Genomic DNA, 17,586 nt, shown 5'->3' on the forward strand with positions numbered 1-17,586 from the left:
TAGATAAGACACTTGAAATGAAACGTTTACTTATCTAATCCTCTGGCAAAATGATTACTTATTTTTTTATCGCCCCTTACAGGTATTAAAACCCGACCTTATGTGCCTGAAAAATTACACTCCTTTCTTTTTTTATTCCTTTGTTTTAGCCGTCAGCTTGAGCTCTTGTGCGGTTCCCCAAGCCGTGGTTCGGGTGGAACCCACCGCGGATCAAAAAGTCCGTTGGGATTATGGTCAGGCCATTGTGGAGAAAAGTGTCGATAGCCTTTTTGGCCGGGCTGCGTTTGATCACGCTGAGAAAGAATTTTTGGTCTTCAATGTGGATGTAACGAACCTGAGCCAAAGGGATCTGCTGGTTGCCCCGGAACTTTTTTACATCACTACTTCCACTGGCACCCGCTACTTTGCCCTTGATCCCGAAAAGCAGTTGTTTTCCATGGAAGTACAGGAAAACGTTCGGGAGGCAAATGCCAAAAATGCGGCAGTATTGGCTGGTGTGGTGGCCGCAGCAGCGGTAACTGCGGTAGTCGTTTCGGAAATCAAGGATGCCAAAGAAAACCGCAACAACAACAGTAATTCCAACAACGAAAACCGCAACAACAATCAGAGCAATACCAATTTTCTTTTGTCCGTTCCCTTGGTTATCAATTCCAGCTCGGCTGATCAATCCATCGCTCAATCCAACATCGACAATTTTGAGCCCAATAGGCCAACCACTAGGGATCGTGATTTTTGGACGGATTACACTTTACGCAAAACCACCCTCGCTCCAGGGGAGAAAGCCCGGGGAAAAGTGCTCTTTAGCAGACAGGATGCCCTGAAGGATTTTTTATTGATGTTGCCGGTGGAGCAGAGTGTATTTTCTTTTGGATTCAAACAGAAGGTTTTTCAACCGCAATGACGCTTAGTAGTGGGGCAAAATGAACACTTGTTTTTTTATCGCCCCTTATGCGCTGCATTTTGCCCTATTATTAACTTTCCACTAATCTACTTTTAACATTCAGCTCATGTTGAATGTATTTCTTTGCTGTAATCAAAATTTGGTGGAAATTCACACACCTAAAAACAGCAACATGCAGCGTATCCTCTTTCTCCTGCTTTCCTTTCTTTGTATCCAGACTGGGTTTGCTCAAAAACCAGTGTTCGTTGTTGATTCCACTGCCATCAACCCCTGGACCAAGCGCCCCTTTGAAAACAATCCTGAAAATTTCCAATTTGCCGTAGTAACCGATCGAACTGGTGGGCACCGTGAAGGCGTTTTTGAAAAGGCCATCGAAAAACTGAATCGACTCCACCCGGAATTCGTGATGTCGGTGGGTGACTTCATTGAAGGGTACACTAAAGACCAGACCGAGATTGCCCGCCAATGGAAAGAGTGGGATGCTTTTATGAACAACCTGAAAATGCGCTTTTTTGCCTTGCCAGGCAACCACGACATTTCCAACGAGGTCATGCGCAAAATTTGGCTCGAGCGCTACGGCAAAGCCTGGAATCACTTCATTTACAAAGATGTACTGTTCCTCACCCTGGACTCCAACGACGGCGACGGGCTTAACCTCAGCCGCACCCAGATCGATTATATCATCAAGGCCATCAAGGACAATCCCAATGTGCGCTGGACGATGTTGTTCATGCACCACCCGATTTGGAATTACAAGGATTTTAATGGTTTTACAGAAATCGAAGCGGCCTTGAAATCCCGCCCATATACCGTGATGGCTGGCCACAACCACCAATACCTCAAAACCCAGCGCAACAACCGCAATTACTACATCCTGGCCTCTACGGGTGGAGGAAGTCAGTTGCGCGGCCCACGCTTTCAGGAGTTTGACCACGTCACCTGGGTAACCATGACCAACGATGGTCCCGAATTGATCAACCTTGCCCTCAGCGGCATGCACAACGACGATATTGTAGACGAAGTGGGACTGGCGAAGGCCAAAGCGATGCTCGATGCGGTGAATTTTAAACCACAGGTGCTCAAGATCAACGAGCAAAAAGCCCAGGTTTTGTTGAGCATCCAAAACGAGGGCATGGATACCCTGTTTTTTGACGGAAAATTGTACCACCACCACCAACTGACGCCCGATCAAGGCAAATTCAAACTCAAAATTGCGCCCAAAACCAGCGGGCAGCTCAATTTTGAATTTGTGCTCAATCCCCAAGGTGTATTTTCAAAAACCGCTCCATTGGAGCTGGACTGGCAAATGCATCTTCCTTCGCCAGCACTGGAAGCGCCTTACCGTCTGGAAGGCACACTGCTGATTGTGGTGGATTTTACACCACTTAGTCCTCAGGTAGACGAGCGCAGCATTTTTCTGACCGACAAAAAAGTGGAATTGAAAAAACCACAGGCAGGATTGAGTTTGCGGTATACTTTGGATGGGTCTGAACCGAATCTGGGTTCGATGACTTATCAAAAACCCATTGCATTGACTGCGACCACCACCTTGAAAGTCCGCTATTTTAATACCCAAAATGGCGCTGCAAGCGATACCTGGGAGCAGGTTTACCGCAAAGTGAGCCCCCTGGAACCCAGCAAAAACAAGCCCAGCAAACCGGGGATGATTTATCGCTACTACGAGGGAAATTTCAACGCGCTACCCGAGTTTAAAACCTTGAAGCCCTTGATAACAGGTGCGGTTCAAGACTTTAATGTAGAACGCCTGGCTGGGTCGCGGATTGATCATTACGCGATTGTATACGAGGGCTATGTGGACATTCCTGCTGATGACATGTATTATTTTTATACCCGCTCTGATGATGGTTCTAAATTTTACATTCAGGATCAATTGGTAGTCGACAACGATGGTTCACACGAAGAGCGGGCACGCGGCGGGGATATCGCGCTAAAAAAAGGCTTGCATTCTTTTCGAGTAGAATATTTTGAGGATTTTGAGGGACAGAGTTTGTTTGTGGGATTTAGTGGTGAAGACGGGAAAAGGAAACCACTGTTGAGTTTGCCGTTGTTTTCTAAGGAATAAGTTTTGAGAAAACGCAATGAAAAACGGCTTATCCAGGATTTGGGTAAGCCGTTTTTTTGGAAAGCAGTCCTATTTTATTTTCAACCTTAATGGCTTTGTCCGATGCAGTGGAGGTCTTACTCCAGTGAGATTTCCAAGACTTTTGCCAGCTGGGTTTCTAAATCGAATCTTATTTTAAACAAACATTTAAAAATAAAACATTTCCCTTGTTAAATTTTTGTATATTTGAAGTAAAGTTTTCTAATTATGCCTAAGGTCAACAGTGATTCAGAGGAGAAGATCAAAGCAGCTGCCAAAAAAATATTTCTGCAAAAAGGTTTTGATGGCGCTACGTTCAAAAACATTTCGGAAGAAGCAAAGGTGAACACGGCTTTGCTGAACTATTATTTTGGAACAAAAGAAAAACTCTTTCTTGAAGTATTTGATGAAAGTTTCTTTTTGTTTATCCGCTTGATCTATCAAATCATGGAGCAGGACATCCCATTGGAGGTCAAAATCTACTCCATGGTGGACAAATACACGGATTTAATCCTTGAAAATCCTATGATGCCGATCTTCATTACTTCTGAAATCCAGCGCAATCCGGAGAAATTGATTAAACATTTTGGGATTTTTAAGCAGCCGACAGACACTTTTTTGGCTCGACAATTGGCTTCGGAAGCCGCAAAGGGAACCATCCGTGAGATCGACGCACTTCAATTTGAAATGGCACTTTTGGGATTAATCCTGTTTCCTTTTATGGGCCGACCCATTATGAATTTGCGGGGAGTAGATACCGATCTTGCTTTCAAAGCTTTTGTTCTTGAACGAAAAAAAATTATCCCAGAAATGATGATGGCTTATCTAAAAACCGGTACGAAACAGCAGTAATTTTTTTCTCGTTTGATTGAACCAAAGTGTTTTTTTTACCGTTTATTTAAATGTTTATTTAAAATAAGTTTTTAAAAACACAATCGATGACTTTTACAACGCCTAATTTTAGACGGTCAAAGCGCAATTTATTCTTGCTGTTTTGGCTGTTTTTCACCTGTTCGTTACCTGCTCAAACGACGGTATTGCTTTCTTTAGAAGAGGCCATCCAACTTGCCGAGAAGCACAACCTCCAATTGAAAGTAGATACCGCACTGGTAGAAATGTTAAACTCCAAAATTGTGCAGGTAGACAATTTAAGGAAACCACAAGTTGGGTTAAACCTGAATTACACCCGGATAAGCAATAACGTTACCCCTTTTAGCGTGGCGTTTCCGACCGGGGAGGTTACGCTGAATCCTCAGATTTTAAACCAATCCTACAACTCGCTGCAACTAAAGCAACTCATCTGGAATGGCAAAAAAATTGCTTATGGCCTCGAGGCCTCCAAGAAGGAATTGGCAGCGGCAAGTTATGATTTGCAAAAAAATAAAATTACCAATGCTTACAATGTAACTGCTTTATGGTATAACCTCTACGTTTTAAAAACCTCTAAAAAAATCATTGAGGCCAACATAAAAGTGCTCAATGGCAACAAGCAGGATTTGGTCAACTTTGTAAATCAAGGTATCGCCATTGATAACGATGCCTTAAAAATCGATTTAGCAATCACGAATCTTGAATCGAACCTCAGCAACATTTCCAACTCCATTTCTGCACTGAACTTTAACCTTTGTATTTACACTGGTTTACCCACCAATACCACCTTTGAATTGCCAGAATTGCAGGAAAATGATGTTGTGGTCAATGCTAACCTGGACACTTACATCGCTGAAGCGTTGAGCAATAGACTCGAACTAAAGAGCATTAAAGTTTCTAGCGAAGCAGCCGAAGTTGGACTTAAGCTGGCAAAATCCAATTATTTACCCACCATAAGTGCCATCGCCAGCGCAAACTACAACTTGCCTGAGCAACGGGTTTTTCCCAATCAACCCAAATTTAAACCGACCTGGTTTGTTGGGGTAAACCTGAATTGGTCTTTATCCGAATTGTATACCAACAAGGCTAAAGTGCTGGAGTCTCAAAAATCCATTGAAAAAGTTCAATCAAGCTACAATCTTGCAAGTGAAGGCATTATAATTGAAGTAAATATGGCCTATACTGAATATTTGCAAGCTGCACAAACGATAGTCAACGCAAAAAAAGAAGTGGAACTGGCTACTGAAAATTTCAGGGTGGAGCAAAATCGCCTAACCGCATCCACCACCACGCCTATTAACTTTTTAGATGCAAATTCCAAACTGCTCCAAGCTCAATTGAACTTGAATTCCGCCAATGCTAACACGCAATTGGCCTTTAAAAAATTGAACAAAACATTGGGTAAATAAACCCCAAAAATAAACAATCATGAAAAAGTCAATCATTTACTCCTTTGTTCTATTCGGTTTTCTTTTCGTCAGCTGCTCTGGTAATCAGACCACTGATAATGCTCAATTAGAGGGTAACATCAGCCCGATAATCCCGAAAATCAACGGTACCGTTGCCTCCGTTTTGGTGGAAGACAACCAAGCGGTTAGTGAAGGGGACACCTTGGCCATATTGGATGATGCCAGCTACAAAATTGCTGTAGCGCAGGCGCAAATAGCTCTGGAGCAAGCCCAACAAAATGTCAAATTATCCAGAAACAACAGCAACATCTCAGCTGCTTCAGTATCTACAGTCAAAGCGAATTCAAATGCGGTATCAGCCAATATTGCTTCGGTAAATGCAGGCATCGAAGCGGCAAAAACCAGGCTTGAGTTGACGACCAAAAACTTTGCCCGGTATGAAAAACTGTTGCAACAAAAATCAGGAAGCCAGCTTCAGTACGATGTTGCCAAAGCTGAAAAAGAAGGAGCCGAGGCCCAATTGAAAATTGCCGAAAGTCAGGCCAATTCTTTGGCAAAACAAATAGACGCCTCCAAACAACAAGTAGCAACCGGACAAGCAGAACTCGCTTCTTCAGTGGAAGGCATCACCCTGACAGAGTTGGCGGTGAGGCAAGCCGAACAGAACTTAGAAGCCGCCAAACTGCTACTGTCTTACTGTGTCATCACTTCCCCCGCTAGTGGAATAATCTCAAAAAAGAATGTCCAAAAAGGGCAAGTGGTTTCAATCGGACAACCATTGATGGCCGTAGCCGACAACCAAAAGATCTGGGTAGTTGCCAATTTCAAAGAAACCCAAATCGAAAAGTTAAAAATTGACCAAACGGTTGACATCAAAATAGATGCTTACCCCAAAAAATCTTTTCAGGGTAAAATCGCGTCTTTTTCCCAAGCCACAGGCTCAAAATTCTCGTTGTTGCCTGCCGATAATGCCACTGGCAACTTTGTAAAAGTAACCCAAAGAATTCCAGTAAAAATAGTATTCAATGAAGCCCTAAGCGCTGATTATCCTTTGCGGGCGGGTATGAGTGTTTCGGTAAAAGTGAAAAACCAATAAAGATGGAACAGGCAATTGACACAAAGCCGACTTATGAAGTGGGCGCAAAAAAATGGCTGATTACCATCACCGTGATTACCTGTGCAATCATGGAGTTAATTGACACTTCGATTGTAAACGTTGCAACCCGCCAAATTGCGGGCAACCTCGGCGCTACCATTGAAGAAACGGCGTGGGTCATCACTGCTTACGCCATTTCGAATATCATCATCATCCCGCTAACTGGCTTTTTGAGTAATTTTTTCGGTAGAAAAGTATATTTCACTGCATCGGTTGTACTGTTTACCATAGCCTCCTTTTTGTGTGGTGCATCCACCTCGATTTGGATGCTTGTATTTTGGCGGTTTATCCAAGGTATTGGTGGTGGTGCTTTATTGGCCACAGCTCAAACAGTACTGGTAGAGACATTTCCACCGGAGGAAGTTGACAAAGCCAATGGTATTTTTGGGGCAGGGATCGTAATGGGGCCTACCTTAGGGCCGGTATTGGGTGGTTACTTAACGGATAACTTTTCCTGGGGTTGGATTTTCTATGTCAATGTTCCGATCGGGATTATTGCTACCTACCTATCTTGGAAACACATCAAGGGTACTAAAGCCAAATTGGTGGGAAGAATTGATTATTTGGGAATTCTCTTTTTAATTATTGGAATTGGTGGGTTACAAATGGTGTTGGAAGAAGGAGAAAGAAAAGACTGGTTCAACAGCAATTTCATACTCACTCTTTTGGTATTGTCGCTTACAGGAATTATTGCTTTTGTAATCAGAGAGTTAACTGCCAAAAATCCAGTAGTAGATTTAAGGGTTTTAAAAAACAGAAATGTAATTGTAGGCTGTGCCCTGAATGTCGCTTTTGGCATCGCTATTTATTGCTCAGTTTTTTTATATCCCGTGTTTGTTCAAGGCTTTTTGGGTTGGAATGCCACCCGAACTGGGCTGTTGATCTTACCAAGCTCGTTTTTAACGGGGATGTTAATGGGGCTAAACGCTACACTTTTACAAAAAGGGATAAGCCCAAAAATGTTGGTCATCTTAGGCTTTTCCGCGGTAATTGGCTACGAAACCATTACGTACTTTTTGGCAACGCCTACCTCTGGCGAGTGGGACTGGTTTTGGCCGCAAATGATTAGAGGCTTTGGCTTTGGTTTCATATTTGTTCCAGTAGCAGGTTTAACCATATCTGGCTTGAAAGGCAATGATATTGCCCAGGCATCGGGACTTTCCAATATGTTACGCCTATTGGGTGGTGCCTTCGGTATTGCCATAATCAACACCTTTGTCACCAGAAGATTTGCGGTACATAGAAATGATTTAATCAGCAACGTTACCTTGTACAACCCAGAATCCAATGAACGATTCTATAATTTAGTGCAAGGCTTTCAAAGCCAAGGAAAATCCATCCAAGAGGCCCAACAAATGGCAACAGGAGCAATGGAAGCGGCAGTTTCGTCCCAATCAGCAATCATTAGTTATGCCGAAGGCTTTTTAATGATTGGCATCATCTGTGCTTGTATTCTTCCCTTGGTATTTCTTGCAAAAATCAAAAAAGGGGAGTCGGTTGATTTGGGTTCAGTACACTAATTTGACGCGCTGGCGTAAGTGTCTCCACACCTACGCCAGCCCTATTTACCTTCTAAAAACGCACTAGACTTCTTGTAACAGGAGACTACTTGGCTCAAAAATGGCCACAAGATACCCTGACCTCATGACCATTTTCTTAATGAGTATAAGACTAGGCAAGATTGCTCCACCCCTGGGCGCCGGACGGATCTAAGTATATTTTTCCAAGGATTGTTATCAAATCGATTTAAAAACAGTATGGATTCCGTTTGAAAACTCAGCATCTTTGCTTGACAAAATGTAACTTTGTTTTAAAATTCCGCTATGCTTGGCCTCAATACTCAGTTTGATTTGTTCTATCCGCTTCATGTCAATGCCAGCATGGAAGCAGATCAAGAGCTGAGGCAATCTTTTGATGCTATCAAAAAAATGGTATACCAATTCCTCGAAACCGATGTGAATATCGAGGAATTAGTGAATCAACACATGAACGACTTGTTTGCCTATCGTATGTTGGGTATCAAGTGGATGCAGCACCATCCGGTGCAAATTGATCGAGATGAACTTTTGGGGCAGGTCGATTTTATTGGAAATGACCAGCGCTTTGATGTGCTTGGTGAAAATGTGAAATTTGCCATTCGCACCAATTTCCGGACGGTCAAACGCTTCATGGGTGAATCAAGCTTGTCGCTGAATATTGCCAACCTGCCCGACATTCCTCAAGTATCCTATACCGACCTTATTTCTTTGTTCAATGCATTTGCTCCTGGTTCGATTTTTGACAAATTGCTGAACTTGCTTGATTATTCCATCCACACCGAATTTGGCATCATTGCCAGCTTTGTCATTCGCCTGGAGCGGCTAAACATCACTGATGCCAAACTCAACATGCTGGAGCGCTACGTAGCTCGATCAGTTCAAAAATTTGGTGCCTGTGCCAGGATCATTGCACCTGTCAAATCCACCATGCCCGAGGTAGTAGAACCCAATCCTGATGAAATCACTCCGGAGTGGGCAGCCGAAGAATTCATGGTTACAGAATCGGCCTTAATGGATGGCCTGGAAGACTACTAATCCCGTTATGTTTAGACCGCTCAAAAAAGAAATCTATTGGGTAACACTTGGAAATCCACCTAAAGAAGTGGTAGGCCATGAACAAGCTTTCACTCGCCCTTGTCTTGTGGTACGCAGTGGACACCCTTCCCATGTGGCCATTGTGATACCCATTACCTCTAAAACTCCACCTTCTAGGCATTTCGCCGCCGTACACCTTCCTGAAGGTATCGATGATTCGGGGAAAGACAGCTATGTACTTTGCTTTCAAGTAAGAGCTGCATCTTATCAGCGATTTGGCAACAAGATTGGCGAGTTAAATGATGATACCTACGAAGAAATACTTACTGTGTTAGCTGATTATATTGGATTATGATAACAAACCAATATAATCAAATTCATACTCGAATTCTATCGCAAAGGACAGCTTAGAAATGATGAAAAAAGTCTTTTTTCCAAGAGAAGAAAAAATGATCATAAGATGCACTGACCTCATGACCATTTTTTTTGCGTATAAGACTAAGCAAGATTACTCCACCACCAATTTTCCAGACCAACTCAGGTTGGGCAATGTCATGCGCAGCAGATAAATTCCTTTTTGCAAATGATCCACGGGCAGTTTGAACTGGTTCATTCCTTTGTCGAGTTGCACCGAAGTGGCTTTGCTCAATTCCCGACCGTTTAGGTCGTACACTTGAATCAACGCCGCCCCGGCTTGTTGCGTTTCGTAGGCTAAATAGGCTTCTCCTTGGCTTGGGTTGGGGAAAATGCGGGGTTGAGCCAAGGAAGTTTGTTCAATGACCGACAGCTCGTTGTTTGAGGCAAAACCAAAAACCTTGACCAATTGGCAAGTGCTGGCTGTGCCGCATTTGCTGGTCACGGTAAGGCAGATGCGGTATGGCCCGGTTGGCAGATCGATGGTATCGAGTGCTGCGGTAGAGGTTTGGCCGTTGCCAAAATCCCAGGCGTAAGTGGCACTGTCCTGAACTTGCGCTGCCACGATGACTTGATTTTTATTTTTGCTCACTGTAAAAGCAGCCTCTGGCTTGTTACAAGCGCCTGTTTGTTTGACGATTACGGTCTGGCTTTCGCTGCCGCAAGTGAACGTGAGGATCTCCTGGCGGTTGCCTGGTTCGTCTTTGCGGTACACTTTCACTTTGGTCGTTCCTGTAGTATTGCCATAAGGCGTAGAAAGCTCTACCCAGCTTTGAGTAGGGGCTGCACTCCAGGGGCGAGTGGCACTGATGGTTAGGGTTTGTTCACCGCCTTTTCCGGTATAGTCAAGCACATTTGGGCTTACGTTCAAGTTGCAAGGTATCGGATTGCAGTTGAAAGAAATGTTGTAGTTGGCTTGGGTCATGGCCATCCGGGCATCTACGGCAATGTAGTAAGTACCAGCAGGCAAGTCTTCGAGCAAGGTTCGGCGAGTGGTTTGATTGCCAAACTCTGGACTTTTGCCGAGGCAGAAGCGGGCTTCCACAAAATTAATGGTGCTGACGGGTTCCGCACAAATTTCACCTTTGATGAGCGTCAACTGCATGTCTTGGTCAGCGATGAGGACATTCATTTCAACAAAAAGCCTTCCTGGTTTGTCGAGTTTGATTTTGTAGACCTTGTCATTGCCTTCTGATTCGTATACTGCCGAGCCACAGGTGTAGCGCCATACGTCATTCCGTCCGTTGATGGTGCTTTGGTTGCTGAGTTTGTCCCCGCATTTTACAGCAATTGCCTTGTTGCACAAATCGTGAAACCCGCATTCTACGGTAAGATAGAAACGACCCCGGTCGTACTTGCTTGGCCCATCGATGATCAACAAATAGGTGCCGGCTTCGAGTCGGGCTACGATCTTTTTTTCTTTGTGGTTGTCGGGGTTGGTATAAGCTTGAGCGAGACAATCTTTTTTAAGGACTTTGGAATAGGGTGCTTTGGGATCGCAAACATCCTTGATCAAAAATAGGTCCAGGTCAACCCATTTGTCCAGAATTTTCATATCCAGACGCACTTCCGTGTATTCCTTGATTTCCAGGCGGTATACTTTTTCTCCGGCATACAATTCTGGTTTGTTGCTGAAGCATTCGTATTCCGTCAAGCGATTGGGTTCCAGATTGGTGTTGCCGCTGATGTTGCTTCCACAAGCAATGGTGGGGATGTTGAGGTCGCAAATTGTCCCGATGTTTTGGTTGTTTTGCGCCTGCACACCAAGGTAGCAAAGCAGCATGAATACAAAAGAGAGTAGGGTAGAAGTTGAGTTCCGCATCAGATTAGTTTTGGTGATTATTGTTCAGCGGAGGGACGCACGATCACAAAAGTAAGCTTTTGCAACCAGCAGTCTTCTACCGCAATAAGGCTATTTTTATCCAAACACACTCAAGTGTAAAAGACGCGAAAACCAAGTAAAGCGTTTGCTGCCAGATTATTTTTTTACCTGCCCTTTAAAGACCAATTTAGCCGGCCCACAGAGCCATATCTCTTTGAAGTCTTGCTCGGTTGCCGTATATCGAATGGCCATTGCGCCACCTTTCACCTGAATGGGTACTTCATGCACCCCGTGCTGGCCGTTTCTTTGCAAATGGTAGGCTAAGGCTGCTGCGGTTACGCCAGTGCCGCAAGCGAGGGTTTCGTCTTCTACGCCACGTTCGTAGGTCACCACTTTCAGCCCTTGATCCGTCACTTGGGTGAAATTTACATTGGTGCCTTCCGCTTTAAAGCGCTCGTTGTAGCGAATGGCGCGCCCAGCTTGTACCACGTCAATTTGATCCGCGTTTTCCACAAAAGCAATGTAATGTGGTGATCCAGTATTGAGGTAGTAAAAACCACTGCCTCTTTCTACATGTGTTACATCGATCATTTTTAGTTCCACCCATTCAGAATTGCTTACCTTGGCATCGTGCGAGCCATCTACCGCCAGGAAATGGCAACTTTCGCCTATTGCCGACAAATGGTGGGCAAAAGCCACGGTACATCTGCCTCCGTTGCCGCACATGCTGCCCTCGCGGCCATCTGAATTGAAGTAAACCATCTCAAAATCAAAACCTGGATGATTTTGCAGTAAAATGAGCCCATCCGCGCCAATTCCGAATCGACGGTCACAAAGCTGCTCAACCAATGCTTGATCACTCCGTAGAATCCATTGGTGCTGGCGCTGGTCAATCATGATAAAATCATTGCCAGCTCCCTGGTATTTGTAAAATGGAATGCTTTCCATATCTATTAATTTACCTTATTAAGCTTTCAACCTTGCAAAAGTTGCTAAAATGTTAGATTTTGTGAAGTGTAGCCGTTAATAAAATCACCACATGCTGAAAAAACATCTTCCGACCGTACTCGCTTCCTTGTTTAGTGCTTTGCTCGCAGTTGCAGTATACCGTTTTTTTGAAAAACCTCGCGAAGTCATCATTCGTGAGCCAAGTCCAAGTGCGTACCGTTCGCAAAATGTAGCGCGTGATGGCATTACCTCGGGCGCACCCATTCTGCCTCAGGCTGCGCCCACTGAGTTTACGCTTGCTGCAACAATCACAACGCCCGCTGTAGTGAATATCCAAAGCATCAATACCGGAGGACGTGGACTTTTATTTGACGACATCTTTGGTCGGGATCAGGCGCCACACGGAGGTGCTTCTGGTTCGGGGGTAATCATTTCCAAGGACGGATACATTGTCACGAATCACCACGTGGTAGCAGATGGCGACAAAATCAGCGTTTCGTTTAGTGACAACCGTGAGATGGAGGCTAAGCTAATAGGCAGCGATCCATCTACCGATTTGGCACTGATCAAAGTAGCTGCTGAAGACCTGCCATTTTTGGTGTTTGGCAACTCCGATTCCGTGCGCATTGGCGAATGGGTATTGGCGGTAGGCAATCCATTTGACCTCGAATCCACGGTAACTGCGGGTATTGTAAGTGCCAAAGGCCGCAGCATCGATGTGTTGAGTGCACAGGACAAAATCGAATCGTTTATTCAAACCGATGCAGCCGTAAATCCAGGCAATAGCGGCGGTGCCCTGGTCAATACTGCCGGAGAATTGGTAGGGATCAATACGGCCATTCTGACCCAATCCGGGCAATACGAAGGTTACTCTTTTGCCGTTCCGGCCAACCTGGTGCGCAAAGTCATTGGTGACCTCAAAAGTTATGGCATCGTACAGCGGGGCTTGATTGGCATTCGCATTGAAGATGTAAACAGTGATTTGGCGCATGATCTGGGGCTTAAAAGGGTAGAAGGTGTACACATAACCGGGGTAACGCCTGGCAGTGGTGCCGCAGATGCCGGATTGCGCAGAGACGATGTGATCTTAAGGGTCAATGGGGTGAAAACAGCTTCCATGCCGGAACTTCAAGAGCAAGTTGGCAGGTTTTCGCCAGGGAATGTGCTGAAAGTAGAATATTTTCGAAAAGGCAAAAAATCTATTGCAAGGGTCACCCTGAAAAGCCGCAGCAATCGAACCAGCATTGTGCAAGGTGAAGATGCCCGGCTTTTACAAAAAATAGGAATTGAAGTGCGTCCCTTGAGTACAAAAGAAAGAAAAAAGCTTCATGTAGATACTGGTCTGAGAGTGACCAACGTGTTTCGCGACAGCAAGATCGACCGCACCAATTTGAAACCCAATTTTGTCATCACTCAAGTCAATGGTTTTAACATAAATACGGAATCAGACCTGGTGGCCGCTTTGCGCAAAGCCAAAAAAGAAGTGAAATTGAAAGGCGTATACGAAGGCATTCCAGATCCATTCTATTACGTGTTTGACCTCAACTAAAGCCCCATTCAACCCTGCGAAAAACTATAAATTAATCACTTAGCTTAATTCAGACCCAAAATGACCCAAAAACTTTACTTGACACTTTGCCTGTTGTGTACCATTTGGACTTTACAAGGCCAAATTTCGCTTACCCGCAAGGATTTTACCATTTCAGACAATCGGGCAGACACCATCATCAATCAGGTGATGCAACGCAAAGCATTTGCAAGTCCTAAGGGCGGAAACAATCAGTTTTGGGATTATTCCAATACCCTTGACTCGGCCATCGCCCCCATTCGCTTTGTGACCTCTATCCTCGATCCGTTCTACGTGCCTTTTGAATTTCCCAAGGCTACTGGCGCTTATATTGCCACTTACACCTTTGGCCCTTTTCGGATCACCGACAATTACCAATTCGAGCGCTATGGCGATGACGGGTACTCGATACAAGGCACGGTTTTTTCAGGAGGCCGTTTTTCTTTGAAAAGTTACACCGGGTTTGCCACTGACTCGGTTATCCTTTTCCCGAAGGTAGACAATTACACTTCAAACCCCTTGTACTACTACAAATTTCCGATCAATACCAGCAGTCGCAGTACCTGGAAATACCGCAATGTCATCAATTTCAATTTGACGGTTGCCCTGGTCGGATTAGACCGGTCTCCAGGGAAGGTTGTAACCAACCAAGTGCAAACCGACTCTACGATTGGATGGGGAACCTTGCGCCTGCGCAATCCAAAAGGAGGATCACCGCTGGATTTTGCGGTTTTGTTAGTGGAAAACACAGATCGATCACGAGATAGTTTTTACCTCTCTTCCACCCCCGCGCCCGATTTGCTGCTCAATGCACTGGGCTTGAAACAAAATGCCATTCGGATCAACAAGTCTTATGCCTTTTATGGCGCAAGGTTTGCTTCCTCAATCCTGTCCATAAACTACCGCAACGATACCTTGATCCGGGTAACCCGCAACGTAAATCCCGTGCGTGGCCTGACCACCGATTTGCGTGATTTGAAAAATATAGGGGTAAAAACCAGATTGTACCCCAACCCAAGCCAGGGAAATATTGTATTAGAGTTTGAGAAGAGTGAGTCTGAAGATTGGGATGTACTGGTATACAATGCCAATGGGCAAATGGTGGGTTTGGAACGAATAGCTGCCCCAATTGGGAAAGTAAACTACAACTTGTTGCTCAAACCCAGTTTGAACAATGGTACTTATTTCTACCACTTGTTGGATCAGCGTTCATTGATTCGCAGCAGCGGTACTTTCGTATTGCAACGGTAGGAATTTGCAATTGGGAGAAAACCATTTGCCAAATTCAATGTTTGCCTTGCAGGGCAATCCGATACCAATTGACACAATGTCTAATGTATGACCCATTTGTTTCCTGACTCAGTTCTTTCCAAATCACTTCATCAACCAAAATTTCCTTAGAGATGAATTATTTTTTGATCTCCTCCCTTACCGTTGTGTTGAGCTTCTTTGGCATTTTTCAGCCAATGAACTTCAATACCGTTGCTACCAATCCAATAGATGCCCCCATGCCCATGTGCCACGGCGTAGGCGACGATATGGCGGTATTTGTGAGTAATCCAAAATTTGCAGCATTCCACCCTGCTCCACAACCTTTGGTATTTGCCGAAATGGGCAGCATGGTAAATTTCAAAACACCTGACGGCAAAACCGCAAATGGCTACCTCGTTAAAGCCAAGAAGAAATCCAACAAGTGGTTGTTTGTGTACCAGGAATGGTGGGGTTTGAACGACCACATCAAGCATGAAGCGGATGTGTTCTACACCGATCTGGGTGGATCTGTCAATGTTATTGCACTGGATATGTACGATGGCAAATCAACTGCAGATCCAAAGGAAGCGGGCAAAATCATGCAGAGCGTAGCTGAGCCACGTCTGGAAAACATCGTTAAAGGTGCCATTATGATGGCGGGCAAAAAAGCACAAATTGCCAACGTAGGTTGGTGTTTTGGCGGTGGCTGGTCTCTGAAATCTGCCTTGATTGGTGGCAAACAGACCATTGGTTCGGTGATGTACTACGGTATGCCCGTTAAAGACGTTGAAAAACTGAAAACCTTGAATTCTGATGTATTGGGCCTTTTCGCTACCGAAGAATTCATCTCCAAGGCGACCATCGAAGAATTTGCGGCCAACATGAAAACTGCTGGCAAAACTTTGACGTACAAGATTTTTGCTGGCGTCCATGGTTTCGCCAATCCAAGCAACCCCAAGCACGATCCTGCCCTCACCAAAGAGGCGTATGGCATGGCAATTGGTTACTTGAAAGGCAAATTTGGCGTTTAATTTTTTATGTTTTTAAATTTTGGATTGCACCTCATCTTTGCAGCATTATGCAAAATGGGTGCAATCCAAAACCCGCTCTCCTCCACTCCGCGCTGCAATCGTTCCCGATAACGATTGCGTAAATAAAAATCAGAACAAATTTTTACTGACCTTTCTAATCACCTAGCTTGCTGTTGGTTCAGGGTACTCGCTCGTTTATTCGTCTTTATTTCCAATCCACAGCCATGAAAATTAGATCAACCTGCTTTTTTCTCTTCGTCTTCTGGTTTCTGAATACTGGCCATGCCCAAAACCAGCCTTGGTCGCTGCGCATGACAGGGCGTTTTGAAGCTTCAACTGCTGACATCGCCCAGCCTTTGCTTTCAACAAATTTAAACAGCCACAACCATGGAATATTTGTCCCACAATTTTTTGTCATCCCCTAACGGACAACACCTTTCCCCTTCTAAAATGATTTCGCTTCCAGAAAAAGTGCTGCAATTTGGCACTGGAGTTTTGTTAAGAGGCTTACCCGATTTCCTGATTGACGAAGCCAACCGCAAAGGAATTTTTAAGGGACGAATTGTCGTAGTAAAATCGACCAGTTCGGGAGATACCGCCGAATTTGATCAGCAAGATAACTTGTATACCGTTTGTATCCGTGGCATTCAGGATGCAACAAAAGTGGAGCAAAACGTGGTTTGCACGGCTATCAGCAGAGTATTGACGGCCAGCACACAATGGGACGAAGTGTTGGCTTGCGCCAAAAATCCAGCAATGGAGATTGTCATTTCCAATACCACCGAAGTTGGCATCAAACTTACCAACGAAGACATTCACCAAACGCCTCCGGTTTCCTTTCCTGGCAAGCTGCTGGCATTTTTGTATACCCGTTACCGCGCTTTTGCTGGAGACCCCAGCAAAGGCTTAATCATTGTTCCTACCGAATTGATTCCCGACAACGGGAGCAAACTGGAAAGCATCCTCCTTGAATTGGCGCATTTCAACAACCTGGAAGCCGATTTCATCGATTGGATGGAGCAGCACAACCATTGCTGCAATACCTTGGTAGACCGCATTGTGCCAGGCAAACCTGCCCCTGAAGCCAAAGCCGAAATTGAAGCAATGCTGGGCTATCAGGATGATTTGCTGATCATGTCTGAAGTGTATGCACTTTGGGCCATTGAAGGCGACGAACACATCAAAGCAAAATTTCCCTTGCACCTGGCCCACGATGGCGTCATCATTACACCAGACATCAATCCGTACCGGGAACTCAAACTCAGAATCCTGAATGGCGGTCATACTTTTTCTTGTGGATTGGCCTATTTGTGCAATTTTGATACCGTAGTTGAAGCGCTGAACAATCCGCTTTTTGGGCAATTTATTGAGCAACTCTTGCTGAACGAAATTGCGCTGAGCATTCCTCCGCCCCTCACTCAAGCTGAGGCACAAGACTTTGCCAAAAAGACCCTAGATCGCTTCCGCAATCCGTCTATCGCACACAAATGGCTCAGCATTACCATGCAGTACAGCTCCAAAATGCAAATGCGCAATGTGCTTA

The 17,586-nt window shown here is 44.8% G+C and carries 14 protein-coding genes; 12 read left to right on the plus strand and 2 right to left on the minus strand.

The genetic code is table 11. The features are described from left to right. Positions 1-100: 100 nt before the first annotated feature. The 8 genes from ABW391_RS24500 to ABW391_RS24535 all read left to right on the plus strand — a co-directional run bounded on the left by ABW391_RS24500 (position 101) and on the right by ABW391_RS24535 (position 9,365). Positions 101-901, plus strand: coding sequence for a hypothetical protein (locus ABW391_RS24500; RefSeq protein ID WP_353484537.1), 801 nt, complete (start codon positions 101-103; stop codon positions 899-901). A gap of 172 nt (positions 902-1,073) precedes the next feature. After that, positions 1,074-2,984, plus strand: a complete 1,911-nt coding sequence (locus ABW391_RS24505) for a PA14 domain-containing protein (RefSeq protein ID WP_353484538.1) — start codon at positions 1,074-1,076, stop codon at positions 2,982-2,984. Between the two features lie 246 nt (positions 2,985-3,230). Beyond that, positions 3,231-3,854 (plus strand): TetR/AcrR family transcriptional regulator, encoded by a 624-nt coding sequence (locus tag ABW391_RS24510; RefSeq protein ID WP_353484539.1) that lies wholly within the window; start codon positions 3,231-3,233, stop codon positions 3,852-3,854. 86 nt (positions 3,855-3,940) lie between these two features. Next, on the plus strand, positions 3,941-5,281 hold the full coding sequence (locus ABW391_RS24515; RefSeq protein WP_353484540.1) for a TolC family protein: 1,341 nt from the start codon (positions 3,941-3,943) through the stop codon (positions 5,279-5,281). A 19-nt stretch (positions 5,282-5,300) separates the two neighbouring features. Further along, positions 5,301-6,377 carry an HlyD family secretion protein gene (locus ABW391_RS24520; RefSeq protein ID WP_353484541.1) on the plus strand — a complete coding sequence of 359 codons (1,077 nt, stop codon included), beginning with the start codon at positions 5,301-5,303 and terminating at the stop codon, positions 6,375-6,377. Positions 6,378-6,379: 2 nt separating this feature from the next. Beyond that, on the plus strand, positions 6,380-7,957 hold the full coding sequence (locus ABW391_RS24525; protein WP_353484542.1) for a DHA2 family efflux MFS transporter permease subunit: 1,578 nt from the start codon (positions 6,380-6,382) through the stop codon (positions 7,955-7,957). 303 nt (positions 7,958-8,260) lie between these two features. Then, positions 8,261-9,010 (plus strand): hypothetical protein, encoded by a 750-nt coding sequence (locus ABW391_RS24530; protein ID WP_353484543.1) that lies wholly within the window; start codon positions 8,261-8,263, stop codon positions 9,008-9,010. A 7-nt stretch (positions 9,011-9,017) separates the two neighbouring features. After that, positions 9,018-9,365, plus strand: a complete 348-nt coding sequence (locus ABW391_RS24535) for a type II toxin-antitoxin system PemK/MazF family toxin (protein WP_353484544.1) — start codon at positions 9,018-9,020, stop codon at positions 9,363-9,365. Positions 9,366-9,518: 153 nt separating this feature from the next. Here ABW391_RS24535 and ABW391_RS24540 read toward each other — a convergent pair whose 3' ends face one another. Next, entirely contained in the window at positions 9,519-11,246 is a 1,728-nt protein-coding gene (locus tag ABW391_RS24540; protein WP_353484545.1) for a T9SS type A sorting domain-containing protein, read from the minus strand. Positions 11,247-11,402: 156 nt separating this feature from the next. Continuing rightward, positions 11,403-12,194 carry a diaminopimelate epimerase gene (gene dapF, locus ABW391_RS24545; RefSeq protein ID WP_353484546.1) on the minus strand — a complete coding sequence of 264 codons (792 nt, stop codon included), beginning with the start codon at positions 12,192-12,194 and terminating at the stop codon, positions 11,403-11,405. Positions 12,195-12,285: 91 nt separating this feature from the next. On the opposite strand from dapF, the gene ABW391_RS24550 reads away from it, so the two are divergent. The 4 genes from ABW391_RS24550 to ABW391_RS24565 form a co-directional block, all read left to right on the plus strand. After that, positions 12,286-13,743, plus strand: coding sequence for a trypsin-like peptidase domain-containing protein (locus ABW391_RS24550; protein ID WP_353484547.1), 1,458 nt, complete (start codon positions 12,286-12,288; stop codon positions 13,741-13,743). Between the two features lie 60 nt (positions 13,744-13,803). Further along, positions 13,804-15,012: a T9SS type A sorting domain-containing protein gene (locus ABW391_RS24555; RefSeq protein WP_353484548.1), complete on the plus strand. Its 1,209-nt coding sequence runs from the start codon at positions 13,804-13,806 to the stop codon at positions 15,010-15,012. 152 nt (positions 15,013-15,164) lie between these two features. Continuing rightward, positions 15,165-16,043: a dienelactone hydrolase family protein gene (locus ABW391_RS24560; RefSeq protein ID WP_353484549.1), complete on the plus strand. Its 879-nt coding sequence runs from the start codon at positions 15,165-15,167 to the stop codon at positions 16,041-16,043. A gap of 387 nt (positions 16,044-16,430) precedes the next feature. Next, positions 16,431-17,586, plus strand: a 1,156-nt coding sequence (locus ABW391_RS24565; RefSeq protein WP_353484550.1) for a tagaturonate reductase, incomplete at its 3' end; no start/stop codon positions are given.

Source organism: Haliscomenobacter sp. (assembly GCF_040403615.1).
Lineage (GTDB): Bacteria > Bacteroidota > Bacteroidia > Chitinophagales > Saprospiraceae > Haliscomenobacter.